General features: G+C 61.8%; 18 protein-coding genes and 1 pseudogene. 14 read left to right on the top strand and 5 right to left on the bottom strand.

Going from position 1 to position 17,010, the window contains the following annotated elements; genetic code table 11:
• The 3 genes from ACTHNR_RS13390 to ACTHNR_RS13380 all read right to left on the bottom strand — a co-directional run.
• Positions 1-305, bottom strand: a 305-nt coding sequence (locus ACTHNR_RS13390) for an isocitrate lyase/phosphoenolpyruvate mutase family protein (RefSeq protein WP_440548137.1), incomplete at its 3' end; no start/stop codon positions are given.
• A complete protein-coding gene (locus ACTHNR_RS13385) occupies positions 302-1,315 on the bottom strand; it encodes an HpcH/HpaI aldolase/citrate lyase family protein (RefSeq protein WP_440548136.1) in 1,014 nt (337 codons plus the stop codon). The genes ACTHNR_RS13385 and ACTHNR_RS13390, both read right to left, overlap by 4 nt.
• Positions 1,316-1,523: 208 nt before the next feature.
• Entirely contained in the window at positions 1,524-2,507 is a 984-nt protein-coding gene (locus tag ACTHNR_RS13380) for a malate dehydrogenase (RefSeq protein WP_440548135.1), read from the bottom strand.
• 240 nt (positions 2,508-2,747) lie between these two features.
• Here ACTHNR_RS13380 and ACTHNR_RS13375 point away from each other — a divergent pair, with 240 nt between their 5' ends.
• The 9 genes and pseudogenes from ACTHNR_RS13375 to ACTHNR_RS13335 all read left to right on the top strand — a co-directional run bounded on the left by ACTHNR_RS13375 (position 2,748) and on the right by ACTHNR_RS13335 (position 9,760).
• Positions 2,748-3,536: a GntR family transcriptional regulator gene (locus ACTHNR_RS13375; RefSeq protein ID WP_440548134.1), complete on the top strand. Its 789-nt coding sequence runs from the start codon at positions 2,748-2,750 to the stop codon at positions 3,534-3,536.
• A gap of 143 nt (positions 3,537-3,679) precedes the next feature.
• Positions 3,680-4,096: a succinate dehydrogenase, cytochrome b556 subunit gene (gene sdhC, locus ACTHNR_RS13370; RefSeq protein WP_440548133.1), complete on the top strand. Its 417-nt coding sequence runs from the start codon at positions 3,680-3,682 to the stop codon at positions 4,094-4,096.
• 4 nt (positions 4,097-4,100) lie between these two features.
• Entirely contained in the window at positions 4,101-4,469 is a 369-nt protein-coding gene (sdhD, locus tag ACTHNR_RS13365; protein WP_440548131.1) for a succinate dehydrogenase, hydrophobic membrane anchor protein, read from the top strand.
• Between the two features lie 4 nt (positions 4,470-4,473).
• A complete protein-coding gene (sdhA, locus tag ACTHNR_RS13360; RefSeq protein WP_440548130.1) occupies positions 4,474-6,249 on the top strand; it encodes a succinate dehydrogenase flavoprotein subunit in 1,776 nt (591 codons plus the stop codon).
• Positions 6,250-6,277: 28 nt separating this feature from the next.
• Entirely contained in the window at positions 6,278-6,982 is a 705-nt protein-coding gene (locus ACTHNR_RS13355) for a succinate dehydrogenase iron-sulfur subunit (protein ID WP_440548129.1), read from the top strand.
• Positions 6,983-7,066: 84 nt separating this feature from the next.
• A pseudogene (locus ACTHNR_RS13350) lies at positions 7,067-7,336 on the top strand (succinate dehydrogenase assembly factor 2); the annotation flags it as partial.
• 68 nt (positions 7,337-7,404) lie between these two features.
• Positions 7,405-8,709 (top strand): citrate synthase, encoded by a 1,305-nt coding sequence (gene gltA / locus ACTHNR_RS13345; RefSeq protein WP_440548128.1) that lies wholly within the window; start codon positions 7,405-7,407, stop codon positions 8,707-8,709.
• A gap of 233 nt (positions 8,710-8,942) precedes the next feature.
• Positions 8,943-9,227, top strand: a complete 285-nt coding sequence (locus ACTHNR_RS13340; protein ID WP_440548127.1) for a hypothetical protein — start codon at positions 8,943-8,945, stop codon at positions 9,225-9,227.
• 8 nt (positions 9,228-9,235) lie between these two features.
• Positions 9,236-9,760 (top strand): DNA-binding protein, encoded by a 525-nt coding sequence (locus tag ACTHNR_RS13335; protein ID WP_440548126.1) that lies wholly within the window; start codon positions 9,236-9,238, stop codon positions 9,758-9,760.
• Between the two features lie 94 nt (positions 9,761-9,854).
• Here ACTHNR_RS13335 and ACTHNR_RS13330 read toward each other — a convergent pair whose 3' ends face one another.
• Positions 9,855-10,340 carry a GNAT family N-acetyltransferase gene (locus ACTHNR_RS13330; protein WP_440548125.1) on the bottom strand — a complete coding sequence of 162 codons (486 nt, stop codon included), beginning with the start codon at positions 10,338-10,340 and terminating at the stop codon, positions 9,855-9,857.
• A gap of 323 nt (positions 10,341-10,663) precedes the next feature.
• On the opposite strand from ACTHNR_RS13330, the gene ACTHNR_RS13325 reads away from it, so the two are divergent.
• The 3 genes from ACTHNR_RS13325 (at position 10,664) to ACTHNR_RS13315 (ending at position 13,312) form a co-directional block, all read left to right on the top strand.
• Positions 10,664-11,329 (top strand): GntR family transcriptional regulator, encoded by a 666-nt coding sequence (locus ACTHNR_RS13325; RefSeq protein ID WP_440548124.1) that lies wholly within the window; start codon positions 10,664-10,666, stop codon positions 11,327-11,329.
• Positions 11,313-12,575, top strand: coding sequence for a dicarboxylate/amino acid:cation symporter (locus ACTHNR_RS13320; protein WP_440548123.1), 1,263 nt, complete (start codon positions 11,313-11,315; stop codon positions 12,573-12,575). The genes ACTHNR_RS13325 and ACTHNR_RS13320 overlap by 17 nt, the downstream gene beginning before the upstream one ends.
• Before the next feature lie 392 nt (positions 12,576-12,967).
• On the top strand, positions 12,968-13,312 hold the full coding sequence (locus tag ACTHNR_RS13315) for a hypothetical protein (RefSeq protein WP_440548122.1): 345 nt from the start codon (positions 12,968-12,970) through the stop codon (positions 13,310-13,312).
• 51 nt (positions 13,313-13,363) lie between these two features.
• Here ACTHNR_RS13315 and ACTHNR_RS13310 read toward each other — a convergent pair whose 3' ends face one another.
• The gene (locus ACTHNR_RS13310; RefSeq protein WP_440548121.1) at positions 13,364-14,437 is read right to left on the bottom strand and encodes a LacI family DNA-binding transcriptional regulator; all 1,074 of its coding nucleotides are present in this window, start codon (positions 14,435-14,437) and stop codon (positions 13,364-13,366) included.
• 249 nt (positions 14,438-14,686) lie between these two features.
• Between ACTHNR_RS13310 and ACTHNR_RS13305 the strand changes: the two genes are divergently transcribed.
• Positions 14,687-15,991: an extracellular solute-binding protein gene (locus ACTHNR_RS13305; protein WP_440548120.1), complete on the top strand. Its 1,305-nt coding sequence runs from the start codon at positions 14,687-14,689 to the stop codon at positions 15,989-15,991.
• Between the two features lie 43 nt (positions 15,992-16,034).
• Positions 16,035-16,952 (top strand): carbohydrate ABC transporter permease, encoded by a 918-nt coding sequence (locus ACTHNR_RS13300; RefSeq protein WP_440548119.1) that lies wholly within the window; start codon positions 16,035-16,037, stop codon positions 16,950-16,952.
• The last annotated feature ends 58 nt before the right edge of the window (positions 16,953-17,010 follow it).

Genomic DNA, 17,010 nt, shown 5'->3' with positions numbered 1-17,010 from the left:
GCAATGTTGAAGGCGCCGCCCCAGCCCGTGTCGATATCGACGAGCAAAGGCAGCGAGCAGGCGTCGGTGATACGGCGGGCGTCGATCAGCACGTCTTCCATCGTGCTGATGCCCAGATCGGGGATGCCCAGCGAATTCGCGGCTACGCCGCCGCCGGACAGATAGACAGCCTTGAAGCCGGTGGCTTGCGCCATTTTCGCGGCGTAGGCGGTGATGGCGCCGACGACCTGCAGCGGCTGTTCGGCCGCGACGGCGGCGCGGAACGCCGCGCCGGGCGAGGCCAGAGCCGATGATTGAGCAGTCATGATCTCCCCTCCGAGGATGCGTGGGCGCCGAAAAGCGACGCCGTTTCGGGCGGCAGCGGCCGGCCGGTCGCGTGCGCGCGGCGCAGCACCGACCAGTAATAGCGGTAGCTTGCGCGGTCGTGCAGCGTGTTGCCGTGGCGCGTCGGCCCCCATTGAGCGGCCTGCGCGGCCAGGAGAATCTCCGCGGCCGTCGCTATGGCTTCCTCGCGCGGCGCGAATGCGGCGACGATCACGGGCACTTGCGCCGGGTGGATGCTCCACATACGCGTATAGCCGAACTCGTCGCGGGCGCGCGCGGCGTCGGCGGCAACCACCGACATGTCATGAATTTCGGTGCTGACGTTGTGCGACGGCACACGGCCGTGCGCATGGCAGGCGGCGGCGATCTCGAGCTTGGCGCGCCGCACGAGCGGATGGTCGAATTGGCCGGGCGAACGCATCGCGGCATCGGGAATCGCCCCGTCGTGTGCCGAGACGAAATCCATCAAGCCGAAAGACAACGCTTCCACGGTGGGCAGCGATGCGAGACGAAAAACCTCGGCCAGCGCGCCATGCGTTTCGATCAGCAATTGGGTGGGAACCGGTTTCTCGATGCCGAACTCGCGGCGCGTGGCTTCGATGAACGCGCACATTTCGGCGGCGTCGGCCACGTTGCTCACCTTGGGCACCGTCACGAACGCGGGCGCCCGCTTGGCGGCGCGCAGAATCAAGCGCACGTCGTCGCGCCAATGCGGATGGGCGAAATCATGGATCCGCACGCCGACGCGGCCGTAGCGGTCGTGCTCGCCGCCGATGAGCGAGGCGACGAGCTCGGCATGCTCCGCCTCGTGGCCCACCGCCGCGCCGTCCTCGCAGTCGAGGGTCACGTCGAACACCGGCCCGAGCTGCGCTTGCAGCGCCAGCGATTTGAGCATCAGCTTTTCGCTGCCCGCGTAGTGATCGCAAACAGGCAGCAGCGCAGGGGGCGTTTCGCCGTCAAACAACACTTCCGCGGGAGTGAGGGCGCGCATCTTCGGCGTCAGGAGCTTGAAACGATTCGAGAAAGCCGGATTCGCGCGAACTCTGCCGCGAGCGCAGCTTGCATCGCAAAGCGCGCGCGAATCCGACATGTGGCGCCGGCGCCGGCCCCGCGCATGTGGATGCGCGGGGCTCGGCGCCGTGCTCTCGTGCCGTTTGCCGGCGCGCCCGTTCAAACGGGGCGATGCCGGCTTGAGACGATCAGCCGAGCAGGTGCTGCACGCCGTCGCGCTCTTCGAGGAGCTCGTTCAGCGTGAAGTCCATCTTCTCGCGCGAGAAGGCGTCGATTTCGAGGCCTTCCACACGCTTGTACTCGCCGTTTTCGCACGTGACCGGCACGCCGTAGACGATGTCTTCGGGGATGCCGTACGAGCCGTCCGACGGGATGCCCATCGTGACCCACTTGCCGTTCGTGCCGAGCACCCAGTCACGCACGTGATCGATGGCCGCATTGGCCGCCGAAGCCGCCGACGACAGGCCGCGCGCTTCGATGATGGCCGCGCCGCGCTTGCCGACCGTCGGCTGGAACGTGTTGCGGTTCCATTCCTCGTCGTTGATAAGCGCCTTCACCGATTGGCCGTCGGCCGTCGCGAAGCGGTAGTCGGCGTACATCGTCGGGGAGTGGTTGCCCCACACCGTCACCTTTTCGAGCGACGAAACCGGCTTGCCCGACTTGGCGGCGATTTGCGACAGCGCGCGATTGTGGTCCAGGCGCAGCATGGCGGTGAAGTTCTTCTTCGGCAGATCCGGGGCCGACTTCATGGCGATGTAGGCATTCGTGTTCGCCGGGTTGCCGACGACGAGCACCTTCACGTCGCGGCTGGCGACTTCGTTCAGCGCACGGCCTTGAACCGTAAAGATCTCGGCGTTGGCCGAGAGCAGATCCTTACGCTCCATGCCCTTCGAACGCGGGCGGGCGCCCACGAGCAGCGCGATATCGGCGTCCTTGAACGCGACCTTGGGATCGTCCGTCACGACCACGCCCGCGAGCAACGGGAACGCGCAGTCTTCCAGCTCCATGACGACGCCCTTGACCGCGGCTTGTGCTTGCGGGAGGTCGAGCAATTGCAGGATGACGGGCTGGTCCTTGCCGAGCAGATCGCCGTTGGCGATACGAAACAGCAGCGAGTAACCGATTTGACCTGCGGCGCCGGTGACGGCAACGCGCTTTGCGGACTTAGCCATTGAACTCTCCAGGGATGCGTTGGTGCGTGATGCGGTTACGCTTGGGAAAAGCGCTATTTTAGGCGCGTTACGCAAAGCGTGTAGGCCGAAACTAGGGCGAAACCCTTGCTCGCGTCGGAGTGTAGGATCGAGGCTGCTCAAAGTCAACCGAGACGAACCGTATCTTATGTCTTATATAAGACATATGAATTTCTGATGAAGACCTGGACGGGCCAGGCCGCTTTGTGTTGAAATGCGCGGATGAATGCGAACCAGGCAAGCCCAGGCAATCCGACCGGCCAGTCCCTCGAGGGCGCGGCCGCGGGCAGCGCTTCGCCTACGTTCAGCCCGCTTTATCAGCAAATCAAGGGGCTCATTACGCAGAGCCTCGAATCGGGCGAATGGAAGCCCGGCGAGATCATTCCCAGCGAGGTCGAGCTCGCCGCCCGCTACAAGGTCAGTCAGGGAACTGTTAGAAAGGCGATCGACGAGCTGGCCGCGGAAAATCTGCTCGTGCGCCGCCAGGGCAAGGGCACATTCGTTGCGACCCACAACGAGGACCGGGCGCAGTTCCGGTTCTTGCGATTGTTGGCCGACGACGGCGCCGAACATCCTCACGTCAGCAAGCTGCTCGAATGCCGGCGCCTGCGCGCGCCGGCGGAAATCGCGCGCCAGCTCGAACTGAAACCCGCCGATCCCGTCGTCTTGATCAAGCGCCTGCTGCAGTTCGACGGTGTAACGACCGTGCTCGACGAGATCTGGTTGCCCGGCGCGGTGTTCCGGGGGCTGACGGTCGAGCGCCTGAGCGAATACAAAGGGCCGCTCTATGCCATGTTCGAGGCGGAATTCGGTACGCGCATGATTCGCGCAACGGAAAAGATCCGAGCGGTCGCGGCCGAGCCCGGCGTGGGGGAGTTGCTCGGCGTCCCGGCCGGTTTTCCGTTGCTGTCGGTCGAGCGTGTGTCCTATACGTACGGAGATCGGCCCGTCGAAGTGCGCCGCGGTTGGTATGTCACAACCGGGTATTACTATCAGAACGACTTGAGCTGATGCGGGTGCGAGCGCCCCGGCGCAAGTCGGCGCGGGCGCGTTCGTTGCGGATCGCGCAACGGTGTACTCCGGTTTTCGCTGCGCTGCGGAATGAAAAAGCGCTAAAATCGCGGGTTAGTGTGACTACATAGTAGGGGTCTAGCATGACAGAAGCCGTAAAAAAACCGAGGCCGGAATTCCGGAACATCGGGATTGGCGACATTACGATGACATACCGTCTACCGTTGGCGGCGAAGGTGTCCATCCTGCATCGGGTGAGCGGTGCGGCACTCTTCCTCTTCCTTCCATTCCTGCTGTACCTCTTCAGCCAGAGCCTCACTTCCGAACTCAGCTTCGAAGTCTTCAAGGGCTTTCTGTCCAACATCATCGTCAAGATCGTCACGCTCGGGCTCGCGTGGGCTTTCCTCTTTCACTTCTGCGCCGGTGTCCGTCATCTTTTGATGGATACGAACCATGACTCGGTGAACAAGGAAAGCGGCAAGCGCACTTCCATCGTCGTGTTCGTCGTGTCGTCGATCCTGACGATCGCCTTCGCGCTCAAACTGTTCGGAGCTTTCTAAGAAAATGGCAGCCAACAACCGAATCGGCTCGAAGCGCCTCGTCGTCGGCGCGCACTACGGCCTGCGCGATTGGCTCGCGCAGCGCATCACCGCCGTCATCATGGCGATCTACACCGTCATCCTGCTCGTCTGGTTCTTCGGCGCGCAAGACTTCTCCTACGACGGCTGGGCCTCGATCTTCGCCACTCAATGGATGAAGCTCGCGACGTTCGTCACCTTGCTCTCGCTCTTCTACCACGCATGGGTGGGCGTGCGCGACATCTGGATGGACTATGTGAAGCCCGTCGGCACACGGCTCGTGTTGCAGGCGCTGACGATCGTCTGGCTGCTCGTCTGTGCGGGCTACGCTGCGCAGATTCTCTGGAGAGTGTAAAAGAATGGTTGCAATCAAGAATTCTCTGCCGCGTCGCCGCTTCGACGTGGTCATCGTCGGCGCGGGCGGCTCGGGGATGCGCGCTTCGCTGCAGCTGGCACGCGCAGGCTTGTCGGTTTGCGTGCTCTCGAAGGTGTTCCCGACGCGTTCGCACACGGTCGCCGCGCAAGGCGGGATCGGCGCCTCGCTCGGCAACATGAGCGAAGACAACTGGCACTACCATTTCTACGACACGATCAAGGGCTCGGACTGGCTGGGCGACCAAGACGCGATCGAGTTCATGTGCCGCGAAGCGCCGAACGCCGTCTACGAGCTCGAGCACTTCGGCATGCCCTTCGACCGTAACGCGGACGGCACGATCTATCAGCGCCCGTTCGGCGGTCACACGGCCAACTACGGCGAGAAGCCCGTGCAGCGCGCGTGCGCGGCGGCCGACCGCACCGGCCACGCGCTGCTGCATACGCTGTACCAGCAAAACGTCGCGGCGAAGACGCAATTTTTCGTCGAATGGATGGCGCTGGATCTGATCCGCGACGCCGACGGCGACGTACTCGGCGTCACGGCCCTCGAAATGGAGACGGGCGACGTCTACATCCTCGAAGGCAAATGCACGCTGTTCGCCACGGGCGGCGCGGGCCGAATCTTCGCGGCGTCGACGAATGCGTTCATCAATACCGGCGACGGTCTCGGCATGGCGGCTCGCTCGGGCATCGCCCTGCAAGACATGGAGTTCTGGCAGTTCCACCCCACCGGCGTGGCCGGCGCGGGCGTGCTGATCACCGAAGGCGTGCGCGGCGAAGGCGGCATTCTGCGCAACGCGAACGGCGAACGCTTCATGGAGCGCTACGCGCCGACGCTGAAGGATCTGGCGCCGCGCGACTTCGTGTCGCGCTCGATGGACCAGGAAATCAAGGAAGGCCGCGGCGTGGGTCCGAACAAGGACCATGTGCTGCTCGACCTGTCGCACATCGGCGCCGAGACGATCATGAAGCGTCTGCCGTCGATCCGCGAAATCGCACTGAAGTTCGCGAACGTCGATTGCATCAAAGAGCCGATCCCCGTCGTACCGACCATCCACTATCAAATGGGCGGCATTCCGACGAATATTCACGGCCAAGTCGTCGGTACGCCGCGCGGTCACGAAGAAGTCGTCAACGGCTTCTACGCGGTCGGCGAATGCTCTTGCGTGTCCGTGCACGGCGCGAACCGCCTCGGCACGAACTCGCTGCTCGATCTGGTGGTTTTCGGCCGCGCCGCGGGCAACCATATCGTCAAGCACGTCAAGGATCTGAAAGAGCACAAGCCGCTGCCGGCCGACGCCGCCGATTTCGCGCTCTCGCGCCTGGACAAGCTCGACAAGTCGACGTCCGGCGAGTACACGCAAGCGATCGCCGGCGACATCCGTTCGACGATGCAATCGCATGCCGGCGTGTTCCGTACGTCGAAGCTGCTGGCCGAAGGCGTCGAGAAGATCAAGGAAGTCGCCGAGCGCGTGAATCACGTGCACTTGAAGGACAAGTCGAAGGTGTTCAACACGGCTCGCGTCGAAGCGCTCGAACTCGCGAACCTGATCGAAGTCGCACGGGCGACCATGGTCTCGGCCGAAGCGCGCAAGGAAAGCCGCGGCGCGCACGCCCAGAGCGATTTCGAAGAACGCGACGACGTCAATTGGCTGCGCCACACGCTGTGGTTCAGCGAAGGCGATCGCCTCGATTACAAGCCGGTGCACATGAATCCGCTGACGGTCGAATCGGTGCCGCCGAAGGCGCGTACCTTCTAAGCGGGCGCAATCAAAGGACACACGCGAAATGGCAAAACGTACTTTCGAAATCTACCGCTACGATCCGGATAAGGACGCGGCGCCGCGCATGCAGACGTACGAGCTCGAGATCGGGCCGGGCGACCGCATGCTGCTCGACGCGCTCGTGAAGCTGAAGGCGCTCGACGAAACGCTGTCGTTCCGCCGCTCGTGCCGCGAGGGCGTCTGCGGTTCCGACGCGATGAACATCAACGGCAAGAATGGTCTCGCCTGTCTGACGAACCTGAACGATCTGCCGCAAAAGATCGTGCTGCGTCCGCTGCCGGGCCTGCCCGTGGTGCGCGATTTGATTTGCGACTTCACGCAATTCTTCAATCAGTATCACTCGATCAAGCCGTACCTCATCAACGATACGCCGCCGCCCGAGAAGGAGCGTCTGCAGTCGCCGCAAGAGCGCGACGAACTCGACGGCTTGTACGAGTGCATTCTCTGCGCGAGCTGCTCGACGTCGTGCCCGAGCTTCTGGTGGAACCCGGACAAGTTCGTCGGCCCGGCGGGATTGCTGCAGGCCTATCGGTTTATCGCCGACAGCCGCGACCAGGCGACCGGCGAGCGTCTGGACAATCTCGAAGATCCGTACCGTCTGTTCCGTTGCCATACGATCATGAACTGCGTCGACGTGTGCCCGAAGGGGCTCAACCCGACGAAGGCGATCGGCAAGATCAAGGAACTGATGGTGCGCCGCGCGGTTTAAAGAATGAACGCGGCCTTCGAGCGCTCGCATCGTTCGCCGTCCCCCGACGAGTCCTTCGGGACTTCCGGGGGCGGCTCGGCGCATACTGATGCCTCGCATCAGTCCGACCCGCACCGCCGTGCGCGCCTTCGCTGGCGCTCCCGGCGGGGTTTGCTGGAAAACGACCTGATCTTCGAACGTTTTTTTAGCCGTTATGAAGATAGCCTCAGCGACAACGACGTGGGCGCGCTCACGCGTCTGTTCGAGCTGAGCGACAACGACCTGATGGACTTGCTTCTCGCTCGCAAGGAACCGGAAGGCGACCTTTCCGACCCGGATATCGTCCGGGTGCTGGGGCTGTTGCGCGCCGTTTGAGCGCCGCAATGCTGGACGCGCCGCGCGCGCATGATCGGAAACCCGTTCCAACTTCGATTGAGGATGCTATGACTCCGTCAGATGTTAAAGCCACGCTCTCGTTCAGCGATAACTCGCCGAGCGTCGAACTGCCGATCTACAAGGGCACGATGGGCCCGGACGTAATCGACATCCGCAAGCTGTACGGCCAAACCGGCAAGTTCACGTACGACCCCGGCTTCATGTCGACGGCGTCGTGCAACTCGGCCATCACGTATATCGATGGGGACAAGGGCGAGCTGCTGTACCGCGGCTTCCCGATCGACAATCTCGCGCAAAACGCGGACTTCCTCGAAACGTGCTACCTGCTGTTGAAAGGCGATCTACCGAACGCCAAGCAGAAGGACGAATTCGTCAGCACGGTGACGCGCCATACGATGGTGCACGAGCAGATGCAGTTCTTCTTCCGCGGCTTCCGCCGCGATTCGCACCCGATGGCGATTCTCGTCGCATCCGTTGGCGCGCTGTCGGCGTTCTATCACGATTCCCTGAACATCAACGATCCGCACCACCGCGACGTATCGGCCATTCGCATGATCGCGAAGCTGCCGACGCTCGTGGCGATGGCTTACAAGTACAGCATCGGCCAGCCGTTCGTCTATCCGAAGAACGACTTGTCGTACAGCGCGAACTTCATGCGCATGATGTTCTCGAACCCGTGCGAAGAGTACAAGATCAACGACGTGCTCGTGCGCGCGCTCGACCGCATCTTGATTCTGCACGCCGACCACGAACAGAACGCATCGACCTCGACGGTGCGTTTGGCGGGTTCGTCGGGCGCCAATCCGTTCGCCTGTATCGCCGCTGGTATCGCCTGTCTGTGGGGCCCGGCGCACGGCGGCGCCAACGAAGCGGCGCTGAACATGCTCGAGCAGATCGGCTCGCCCGACAACATCCCCGAATTCATCCGGCAAGTGAAGGACAAGAATTCGGGCGTGAAGCTGATGGGCTTCGGTCACCGTGTGTACAAGAACTACGACCCGCGTGCGAAGCTCATGCGCGAAACGTGCCACGAGGTGCTCGAGGAACTGGGGCTGCATGACGACCCGCTGTTCAAGCTCGCGATGCAGCTCGAAAAGATCGCCCTCGAAGACGAATACTTCGTGTCGCGCAAGCTGTATCCGAACGTCGACTTCTACTCGGGTATCGTTCAGCGCGCGCTCGGCATCCCGACGTCGATGTTCACCTGCATTTTCGCGATGGCACGTACGGTCGGCTGGATTGCGCAGTGGAACGAGATGATCTCCGAAGCCGAACAGAAGATCGGCCGTCCGCGCCAGCTCTTCATCGGCGAAACGCCGCGCGAAGCGAAGCCGATCGGCCAACGCGCCTAATACGACTTACCGCCGGCTCTCGCGAGCCGGCCGGTGCGGCAGTCGTCAAAGCCCCGTCGGGTTACACCGTCGGGGCTTTTTTTGTCGGTTTGTCCGCTGTCCTCCGTGTGCTGACTATGTCGTTCGGTGTATTCATGTGTGAACGCCGTAGCCTGTACTCTCCATTCGTCGATCAACCCAAGGTTGTCACTTGACAACCTTAACTATGGGCGGTATTCTTACCGTACTGACGAATGCACAGACCACACCCAAAGAAGGACATCGAAGCGGCCCTCGTTTATGCGGAGATTCGCGGCTGGCGGGTACAGCCGCGCCAAGGAAACGGGCATGCCTGGGGGAAAATGCTTTGCCCGTATAACGATGTCGAATGCCGCTGTGGGGAATTTTGCATCACCAGCATCTGGAGCACGCCGCGTTGCCCCGCTAGCCACGCGAGAACCTTGAAACGCGTGGTTGATCATTGCGCGGCGGCGAATTGTAAGACCGGTTCGAAATCGAACGGGCGGCAAGAAACTTAGGAGTCCTGATGGAATACGTATTTACGCTCAAGTATCAATTGGCGGACGACGATTGCGATCATGAGCAGATCGTCGAGCGTCTATTCGAAGCAGGCTGCGACGATGCAACCGTCGGCGTCGGCCAGCCTGGCCGAATCGCCTTGGCGTTCAGACGCGAAAGTCCGGATGCCTGGTCGGCTATTCATACGGCGTTGCACGACGTCAAGCGAGCCATCGCGTCGGCGCGGCTCGTGGAGGCGGGTCCCGATTTCGTGGGGTTGACCGATGTGGCCGACGTCGCCGGCGTTTCGCGTCAAAACATGAGAAAGCTGATGCTTGCGCATCCGTCTCAATTTCCGCTGCCGGTTCACGAAGGCAATCCCACGGTGTGGCACTTGTCGGACGTGCTCGTGTGGCTCGCGAACCGCGGCGCCTACTCGATCAGCAGCGACTTGATCGACGTCGCGAAATCGACCAAGCAAGTCAATTTGGCTAAAGAAGCGCGCGAAATCGAGCCGAAGTTCAACCGCCAATTGCTAGCCCTCGTGGCGTGATGGGTTTCGGCGTTTCATGGCGGCGCCGGCCAGCGGCTGTGCGGGCAAGCTTCGCTCGATCGACAGCCGCTGGCCGCCATCCCCCTTCGCGGTTTTATTCGACGTCCGAAATGGGCTCGCCCGGCAAAACGTAGTGCATTTCGTAGAACAGCAGGTCGCCTCTGGAAGGTAATTTGAACGGCGGGGATGAAGAGGAGAACCCGAGGGCTTCATAAAACCCGCGGGCCGATTCCCTTGCAGTACACCAGGCGAGCCTGCCGCCGTGCCGATGCGCATGGTCGAAGCACAACTTCATGAGCGTGCGGCCGAAGCCATACCCGCGCGCGTGCGGCTCGACGGCCACGCCTCTCAAGCGCCAGGCCGTATCGCTCTGTGATCCGGGCAAGGCCTCGCGGCAGACGGTCGCGACCGCTATGATCCGGTCGCCTTGATAGACGGCCACGTGCAACGTCTTTGGATCGTCGTCGCCGCGAAAGCGGCAGGAGTCGGATTGGTTGTCGAGCAAAATCGCGCGCCGAAGCGGAACGACGTGTTCGGCCGAAACGGCATGGATAGAAAAGAGCGCGCGGCTATCAGGCATATGTATTTGAGATTGTCGTAGCGTGGCAGTGTGCCCAATTTGTTCAAAATTGGGAAGACGGGATTGTCTATCTCGCGGCAATCAAGACATTCTGGACTATCCCTTCTTTTCATCACTTTTGTCCAACCCGGCAATGAAATCCTACGAGTTAAAACTCTCCTGTCCAATCGATCTGCGGTTCCGGTCAATCGACATCCGAAAGGTACTACCTCAATTCGCGAAACGTTTATACTCCTAAAAATATCAGGTCCACCTCGCTAAGCAATCGGGTAATCTCTGGGCGAACCAAATATTTCGGCATAACAACCTAACTGAGATCTCAGATGGCGGAAGACCGTCAGTCCGATACGCAAACGGCTTACACGCAGATTCGTTCGCGCATTCTCGATGGGCGGCTTGCGGCCGGACACCCCGTTTCTCCGCGCAACATGGCCGACGAACTCATGCTTGGCCACATGCCGGTGCGCTCCGCCATTCAACGCCTCGTCGTGGAAGGCCTCGTGGAGGTCGTTCCGCGCAAAGGGACGTATGTCACGGCGCCCACGAAAATCGATCTACGAGAGATTTTCGAAGTGAGGCTGGCGTTGGAGAGCACGGCCGCGTATTTGGCCGCGGTCAACGGGGCGACTGAAGGGTTGACCACCGCCGCGGACCAATTAAGCCGCCTCGTCGAAGACGATTCCACCGATCTGATGACGGAGCAGCGCGTAGGCTGGGTATTTCACCAAGAGATGTTCGAAGCCGCGAAGAACGAGCGGCTCTATACCTCGTACCGGATGCTGCGCGCCCAGACGGGGCTGGCGCTCAACGAATTGCATCGCGACGATGCCGCGACGGTGCGGCGCGGCACGTTGGAGCACCTGAGCATTTACGCATCAATTCAATCAAAACAGCCCGACGCGGCACGTCGGCACATGTGGAATCACATTCTGGATGGCACCGACGCAAGAATCAAATTAATCCGAGGCCAAAATGACCAACAACCGTAGAGGAATATCCGTTCCCGTTCAAATGATCGCGGGGCTCGTGCTGGGCGCCTTGTTCGGCGTGCTCGTGCCGGCTTTCGCGGCGAAGCTGTCGTTTCTGTCGACCATCTTTGCTCACGCGATCAAGATGGTCGTCATGCCGCTGATCTTGCTGTCGGTCACCGTCGGCACGTTTCGCGCCGCCGTGCAGCGCGGGCATTTGGGCAGGACCGCGATGCTGAGCATCGCATTCTTCATTGCGGCCACCTTCGTGGCGGCGGCGCTGGGTCTAGGTCTCAATTTTCTGTTTCACCCGGGCGTCGGGGCCAGCATGACGCAAACGGCCGCGATGCCGAAGAACCTGGCCGGCGGCGTCGACTGGATGCAGTTCGTCGTCGATCTCGTGCCCGCCAACATCGTGTCGGCCCTCGCATCGGGCAATTCCGTGCCGGTGCTCGTGTTCGGCGTGCTGCTCGGCTCGGCGCTGGCCGCTGTCGAAGACAAGGCCGGGCCGCTCGTCGCGGTGCTCGATTCCATGTTGGCCGCATTGTTCAAGCTGACCGAGTGGGTCGTGGCGTTTTCGCCGGTTGCGATTTTCGCGACGCTGGCGGGATTGCTTGCGTCGAAGGGCGTATCGGCGCTGGTGCCGCTGCTCAAACTGCTCGGCGTGGCCTATCTCGGCATGGCGATCCTCGCGGTCTTGCTGACGCTGATCGTGAAGTCCACCGGGCTCTCGCCGCGCGCAGTCGTCAAGCACGTGAGCGAGCCGTTGATTCTTGCATTCACCACGCGGTCGTCGGAAATCACGTTTCCGCTGCACTTGAAAAAGCTCACCGAGATGGGCGTGCCGCAGTCGGTCGCGTCGACGATCTTGCCGCTTTCGTACATTTTCAATCGGGACGGCGCCGTGCTCTATACGGCGTTGGCCGTGGGCTATCTGGCCGATGTCTATCACGTGACTTGGAGCTGGCCGCTCGTGTTCACGATCATCGTGCTCACGACGATCATGATCGACGGCGCGGCGAACGTGCCCTCGGGCGCGGTTGTGGCAATTACGGTGATTCTCGCGGCGATCGGGCTGCCGGCGGAAGCCGTTTTGCTCATCCTTGGGATCGACGCCTTCTTCGATATGGGCCGTACGGCGCTCAATGTTTACGCGAGTACGGTCGCGACCGCGGTCGCATTGCGCGTCTCGGGTGAGCCGCTGCAGCCGGCCGGCGAGCGCAGTGGACCGGCGCCGGGGCTCAGGCCGCTGCGCGGTAACGCTTAACGCTGGGTGACATCGTACGTCTGCGCCGCCAATGAGCACGCGAGCAGGGTACCTCTACCCGATCCCTCATGGCACGCGCGTACTACGCCGTGTCCCGCCTGCCAGACAAGCATTGCTCAGGCCTCGGATGCAGGCGGCCTCGTCGCGCGCAAGCCACCCCGTTCGCGGGTTGCGCGCGACGCTATTTATTCCTCGCGGCGCATACCGCAACGGTGTGCGTCGCCCGGTTTCTTGCACCTGACGCCATGTCTTGCGGTCACGATCTCTCGTGTGCGCGGCCCGCTTGCGAGCCGCGCCCCGCCTGTGCCTCCTCGGCCTCCCATGCAGGCGGCTTTGCGGCCGGTTTATCCACCGGCCGCGCTTCTTATTCGACAGCTACATCCGAATCAGCATTGGAGCGCTCGAGCGTCGTCGATTTTCCTGCCGACATTTTCGGCGGCGCCGAGGCGATGCCCGCTTCCGGCGAGGTGCGAATCGTGGCGTTCCGTGCGCTACTGCCTGCCGTGAAGCGCATTGCCGTGCATGCGGTGCAGCATCGGGAACCCGCCACGCGTGCTTTCGTCGGCCGGCGGGAATGCTTTGGCGTGTACCTAGTCGATCACGACGGTGGCGAGCATCCCTTTCTCGATTTCGCGAATGCCGGCAGCGCGACGTACGCCGCAATGCGTATCGCGCAGGTTTATCGACTTCCCGTCGAATTCGGGACGTTCGCCGAACCCAAGGCGCGCGACGAATAAGAAAAGAGCTCGCGCATGCGGGGGCGGGGCGCACACGACGACCTTCTCACGCTACGCGTGCTTGCGCGATGCTTTGGATGCAGTTGCCGGTCGCGCGATGCTTTTGCGCCCGGTGCGCAACGCGCGGCCCGCCGAGTCGCGAACGATCAGCTCGGCTGGAAGCGTGATGCGTGCTGCCGGCGCTTCGGCGCCCGCCATCGTGGCGAGCAACGAATTGACGGCGGCCTTCGCCATCTGTTGGAACGGTTGACGCACGGTGGTCAGCGCGGGGTGCACTTGGGCAGCCATCGGGATGTCGTCGAAGCCGATGATCGAGACATCGTCTGGGACGCGCAGTCCAGCTTCGCTCACCGCTGCAATCGCGCCAAACGCGCTCAGATCGTTGGCGGCGAAGATGGCGGTCGGCGGTTTGGCCAAATTTAGCAGGCGAGACGCGGCTTCGAAGCCTTTCATCTGCGATAGGTCGCCCTTCGCGACGAGTTCGGTGGCCCGCGGCAGGCCATGATGCTCGAGCGTATCGTTGTAGGCACGCCGCCGGTCTTTGACGCCTTCGATGGTCTCATCCCCCGCTATGAATGCGATGCGTCGATGTCCGAGCTGGACGAGATGCTCGACGGCGAGGCAAGCCCCGCCGTAGCTGTCCACCGAAATGGACGGAAAGCTCGTCAACGAACCCCTTTGATCGATCAGCACGACGGGCATACGCGCTGCCGTCAGCGTGTCGAACCATGCCGATTCCCGCGGCAGCACCGCGACGACGCCGTCCGCGAACTGCGGCAGCAAGCCGATCAAGTTGCGATGCGCGCCGCGGTCCTCGTCGAAGACCGTATAGAGGAGCGTCTCGTAGCCAACCGCGCGAGCCGCGCGAGCCACGCAGAGAATCAGCTCGCTCGCGAATTGATTATCGAGCGTGGGCGTAATGATGCCGATGATGCCGTTGCGTCCGCCGGAAAGCTTTTGCGCGCTGCGGTTTGCGACGTAACCGATGTCGGCCGCGATTTTCAACACGTCCTCGCGCGTTTCCCGCGATACGCCGGGGCGGTCGTTCAGTGCTCGGGACGCGGTCATTTGCGAGACCCCGGCTATCTGCGCGACTTGTGCGAGGGTGGGCGTTGGCTTGCTCATAGCGAATGTGATCCGGAAGTGCGCTTGCGACGCAACTGTTCGAGCCGACGCCCGATTTGGGCACGGTGTCGGGTCAATCTAACGTTATCGTTACCGAACATTGTCATCATTCTAGCAGCGGACCTGCGCCGGGCTCGGCGTTATGTCCCGCCTGGTAAACCCGCATGGCGATGCACTATCTCCCGACCTACCATGAAATAACGTTAGCGATAACGTACTACTAAGCTGTGAACCTGAGAGGAGACGAGGATGACGTGGCTGACACGCCGCAAACCGGCGTCCATTCGAAGCATGGCGGTGTTCGTGCTTGCCCTTGGAACGGCTTGGGCCGCTTCCGGATATGCCCAGTCGCCCAAGACGATCGTGGAGTGGGATCATCAGACCGACGGCAATGGACCTCGGATCGTCCGCGAGGCCGCGGATCGTTTCGAAAAGCAGAATCCCGGCTACAAGGTAGAGGATTCACACATCCTCAACGACGCCTACAAAACCAAGCTCAAGGTCGCATTCGGCGCGGGACAGCCGCCGTGCGTTTTCGATACATGGGGCGGCGGTCCGCTTCATGAATACGTGAAGGCCGGGCAAGTGGTCGATCTCACACCGTACCTGCAAAAAGACCCCGCATTTCGAGATCGATTCTTGCCGACCTCGTGGCGAGCCGTCACCTACGACGGCAAGGTCTACGGCATACCAACAGAAAATGTGTCGGCAGCGGTCATCTTCTACAACAAGGATCTGTTCGCGCAATTTCACGTGAATCCCCCTGCGACATGGAATGACCTGCTGAACGTGGCGAAGACGTTTCAATCGCATGGGATCGCCCCGTTCGCGCTCGCGAACAAGAACAAGTGGACCGGCTCGATGTACTACATGTATCTCGTCGACCGGCTGGGCGGGCCCGAGGTCTTTCGCAAGGCGGCCGATCGCGCGCCAGGCGGCAGCTTTGCGGATCCGGTCTTCGTGCAAGCGGGCCAATACGTTCAACAGCTCGTCAAGGCCGGCGCCTTTGCGCAAGGGTTCAATGGGCTCGACTACGATATTGGCGGATCGCGCCGGCTGCTCTACGCCGGCCGCGCGGCGATGGAACTGATGGGCGGGTGGGAAGCCTCAACGATCCTGAAAGAAAACCCCGCGTTCTATAAGAAGCTCGACTTTTTTCCGTTTCCCTCCATTCCTGGCGGCAAGGGCGATCCGCGTGACGTGATCGGCACAGTTGGCGATCGCTTTACGAGCATCTCGACGCAATGCGCCTTTCGCGACGCTGCCTTCGAACTCGTCAAGACGATCACCGACGATACGTCGATGAAGGCGCGCGTGGCGGATGCGCATATCCCGCCCGTGAAGAATCTGATCGTCGACGATCCGTTCCTCAAGCGGCTGCAGCAACTCGTCGCGCAGGCGCCTAGCGTCCAGCTTTGGTACGACCAGGAGTTGCCGCCGGAACTCGGCGAAGTCCATAAGGACACGACGCAAGCCTTGTTCGGTTTGTCGCTGACGCCCGAAGCGGCCGCGCAGCGCATGGAGGCGGCTGCCGAGACCGAGGCGCATCGCTAGCCGAGGGCTACGCACCGGACCTTCGGCGAACGAGGAGATCACCATGGGCATTGCTATTGCGCTCGACGCGGCGAAGGCGACGAAACAGCCTTCGAAATGGTTCGCCGTCGCCGTATTGCTCGCGCCGTCGATCGTGCTGCTTTCCGTGTTTCTGATCTATCCGTTGATTTCCAGTTTTCGCCTGTCGACGCTCGATTGGAACGGTCTCGGCGCCGACGCGCGCTTCGTGGGCCTCGCCAATTGGGCACGTCTTTTTCACGACGACATCTTCAGACTTGCCCTCTGCAACAACTTTCTGCTTGCGCTGTTTTCGGTACTGATTCAGCTGCCGATAGCGCTTGCGCTTGCCGTATTGCTCGACAAGGCCGGGCGGGGTTCGAGGACGCTCAAGATTCTGTACTTCCTACCTTTGCTGATGTCGAGCGTTGCGATCGGCGTGCTGTTCAAGAACGTGTACGACCCGAACTTCGGTCCCTTGAATGCGGCGTTGCGTGCAATGGGCTGGGATGTGCTCGCGAAAGATTGGCTTGGCGATACGCGTTACGCGCTGGCTTCCACGATCGCAGTTATCTGCTGGCAAAACATTCCTTTTTACATGGTGCTGTTTCTCGCGGGGCTGTCGTCGTTCCCAGCCGAACTGAGCGAAGCCGCACGTCTCGACGGCGCCTCGGAGTGGACGATTTTCTGGCGCATCAAACTGGCGCACCTGCAAGGGACGATCCGCACCGCCGCGCTGCTGTCGGTCATCGGCTCGCTGCGTTACTTCGACTTGATCTTCGTGATGACGGGCGGCGGACCCGAGAGTTCGTCGGAATTGATGGCCACCTATATGTATCGGACGGTGTTCAGTTCATTTCAGCTTGGCTACGGCAGCACGATTGCATCCGCGATGTTCTTGATCGTCTCCGTCGTGGCCGCCATGGCGTTGCGCGTCACGCGCCGTTTTGAAACGCGGGCGTGACATGCGCGGGCCGAATGTTCGCTCCCGTGCGGAGCCAGTCCGTCTAGGCATCCTGTTG

Origin of the sequence: Trinickia sp., from assembly GCF_051954495.1 — a bacterium.
In the GTDB taxonomy this organism is placed as follows: domain Bacteria; phylum Pseudomonadota; class Gammaproteobacteria; order Burkholderiales; family Burkholderiaceae; genus Trinickia.
The sequence above is the reverse complement of the archived record's forward strand: the minus strand, read 5'-3'. Positions and strand labels throughout refer to the sequence as shown.

Bases quoted from the DNA above. Each gene is read 5' to 3' on its own strand.
- ACTHNR_RS13385 (WP_440548136.1), bottom strand. From the start codon at position 1,315: ATGCGCGCCCTCACTCCCGCGGAAGTGTTGTTTGACGGCGAAACGCCC.
- ACTHNR_RS13380 (WP_440548135.1), bottom strand. From the start codon at position 2,507: ATGGCTAAGTCCGCAAAGCGCGTTGCCGTCACCGGCGCCGCAGGTCAA.
- ACTHNR_RS13375 (WP_440548134.1), top strand. From the start codon at position 2,748: ATGAATGCGAACCAGGCAAGCCCAGGCAATCCGACCGGCCAGTCCCTC.
- sdhC (WP_440548133.1), top strand. From the start codon at position 3,680: ATGACAGAAGCCGTAAAAAAACCGAGGCCGGAATTCCGGAACATCGGG.
- sdhD (WP_440548131.1), top strand. From the start codon at position 4,101: ATGGCAGCCAACAACCGAATCGGCTCGAAGCGCCTCGTCGTCGGCGCG.
- sdhA (WP_440548130.1), top strand. From the start codon at position 4,474: ATGGTTGCAATCAAGAATTCTCTGCCGCGTCGCCGCTTCGACGTGGTC.
- ACTHNR_RS13355 (WP_440548129.1), top strand. From the start codon at position 6,278: ATGGCAAAACGTACTTTCGAAATCTACCGCTACGATCCGGATAAGGAC.
- gltA (WP_440548128.1), top strand. From the start codon at position 7,405: ATGACTCCGTCAGATGTTAAAGCCACGCTCTCGTTCAGCGATAACTCG.
- ACTHNR_RS13340 (WP_440548127.1), top strand. From the start codon at position 8,943: ATGCACAGACCACACCCAAAGAAGGACATCGAAGCGGCCCTCGTTTAT.
- ACTHNR_RS13335 (WP_440548126.1), top strand. From the start codon at position 9,236: ATGGAATACGTATTTACGCTCAAGTATCAATTGGCGGACGACGATTGC.
- ACTHNR_RS13330 (WP_440548125.1), bottom strand. From the start codon at position 10,340: ATGCCTGATAGCCGCGCGCTCTTTTCTATCCATGCCGTTTCGGCCGAA.
- ACTHNR_RS13325 (WP_440548124.1), top strand. From the start codon at position 10,664: ATGGCGGAAGACCGTCAGTCCGATACGCAAACGGCTTACACGCAGATT.
- ACTHNR_RS13320 (WP_440548123.1), top strand. From the start codon at position 11,313: ATGACCAACAACCGTAGAGGAATATCCGTTCCCGTTCAAATGATCGCG.
- ACTHNR_RS13310 (WP_440548121.1), bottom strand. From the start codon at position 14,437: ATGAGCAAGCCAACGCCCACCCTCGCACAAGTCGCGCAGATAGCCGGG.
- ACTHNR_RS13305 (WP_440548120.1), top strand. From the start codon at position 14,687: ATGACGTGGCTGACACGCCGCAAACCGGCGTCCATTCGAAGCATGGCG.
- ACTHNR_RS13300 (WP_440548119.1), top strand. From the start codon at position 16,035: ATGGGCATTGCTATTGCGCTCGACGCGGCGAAGGCGACGAAACAGCCT.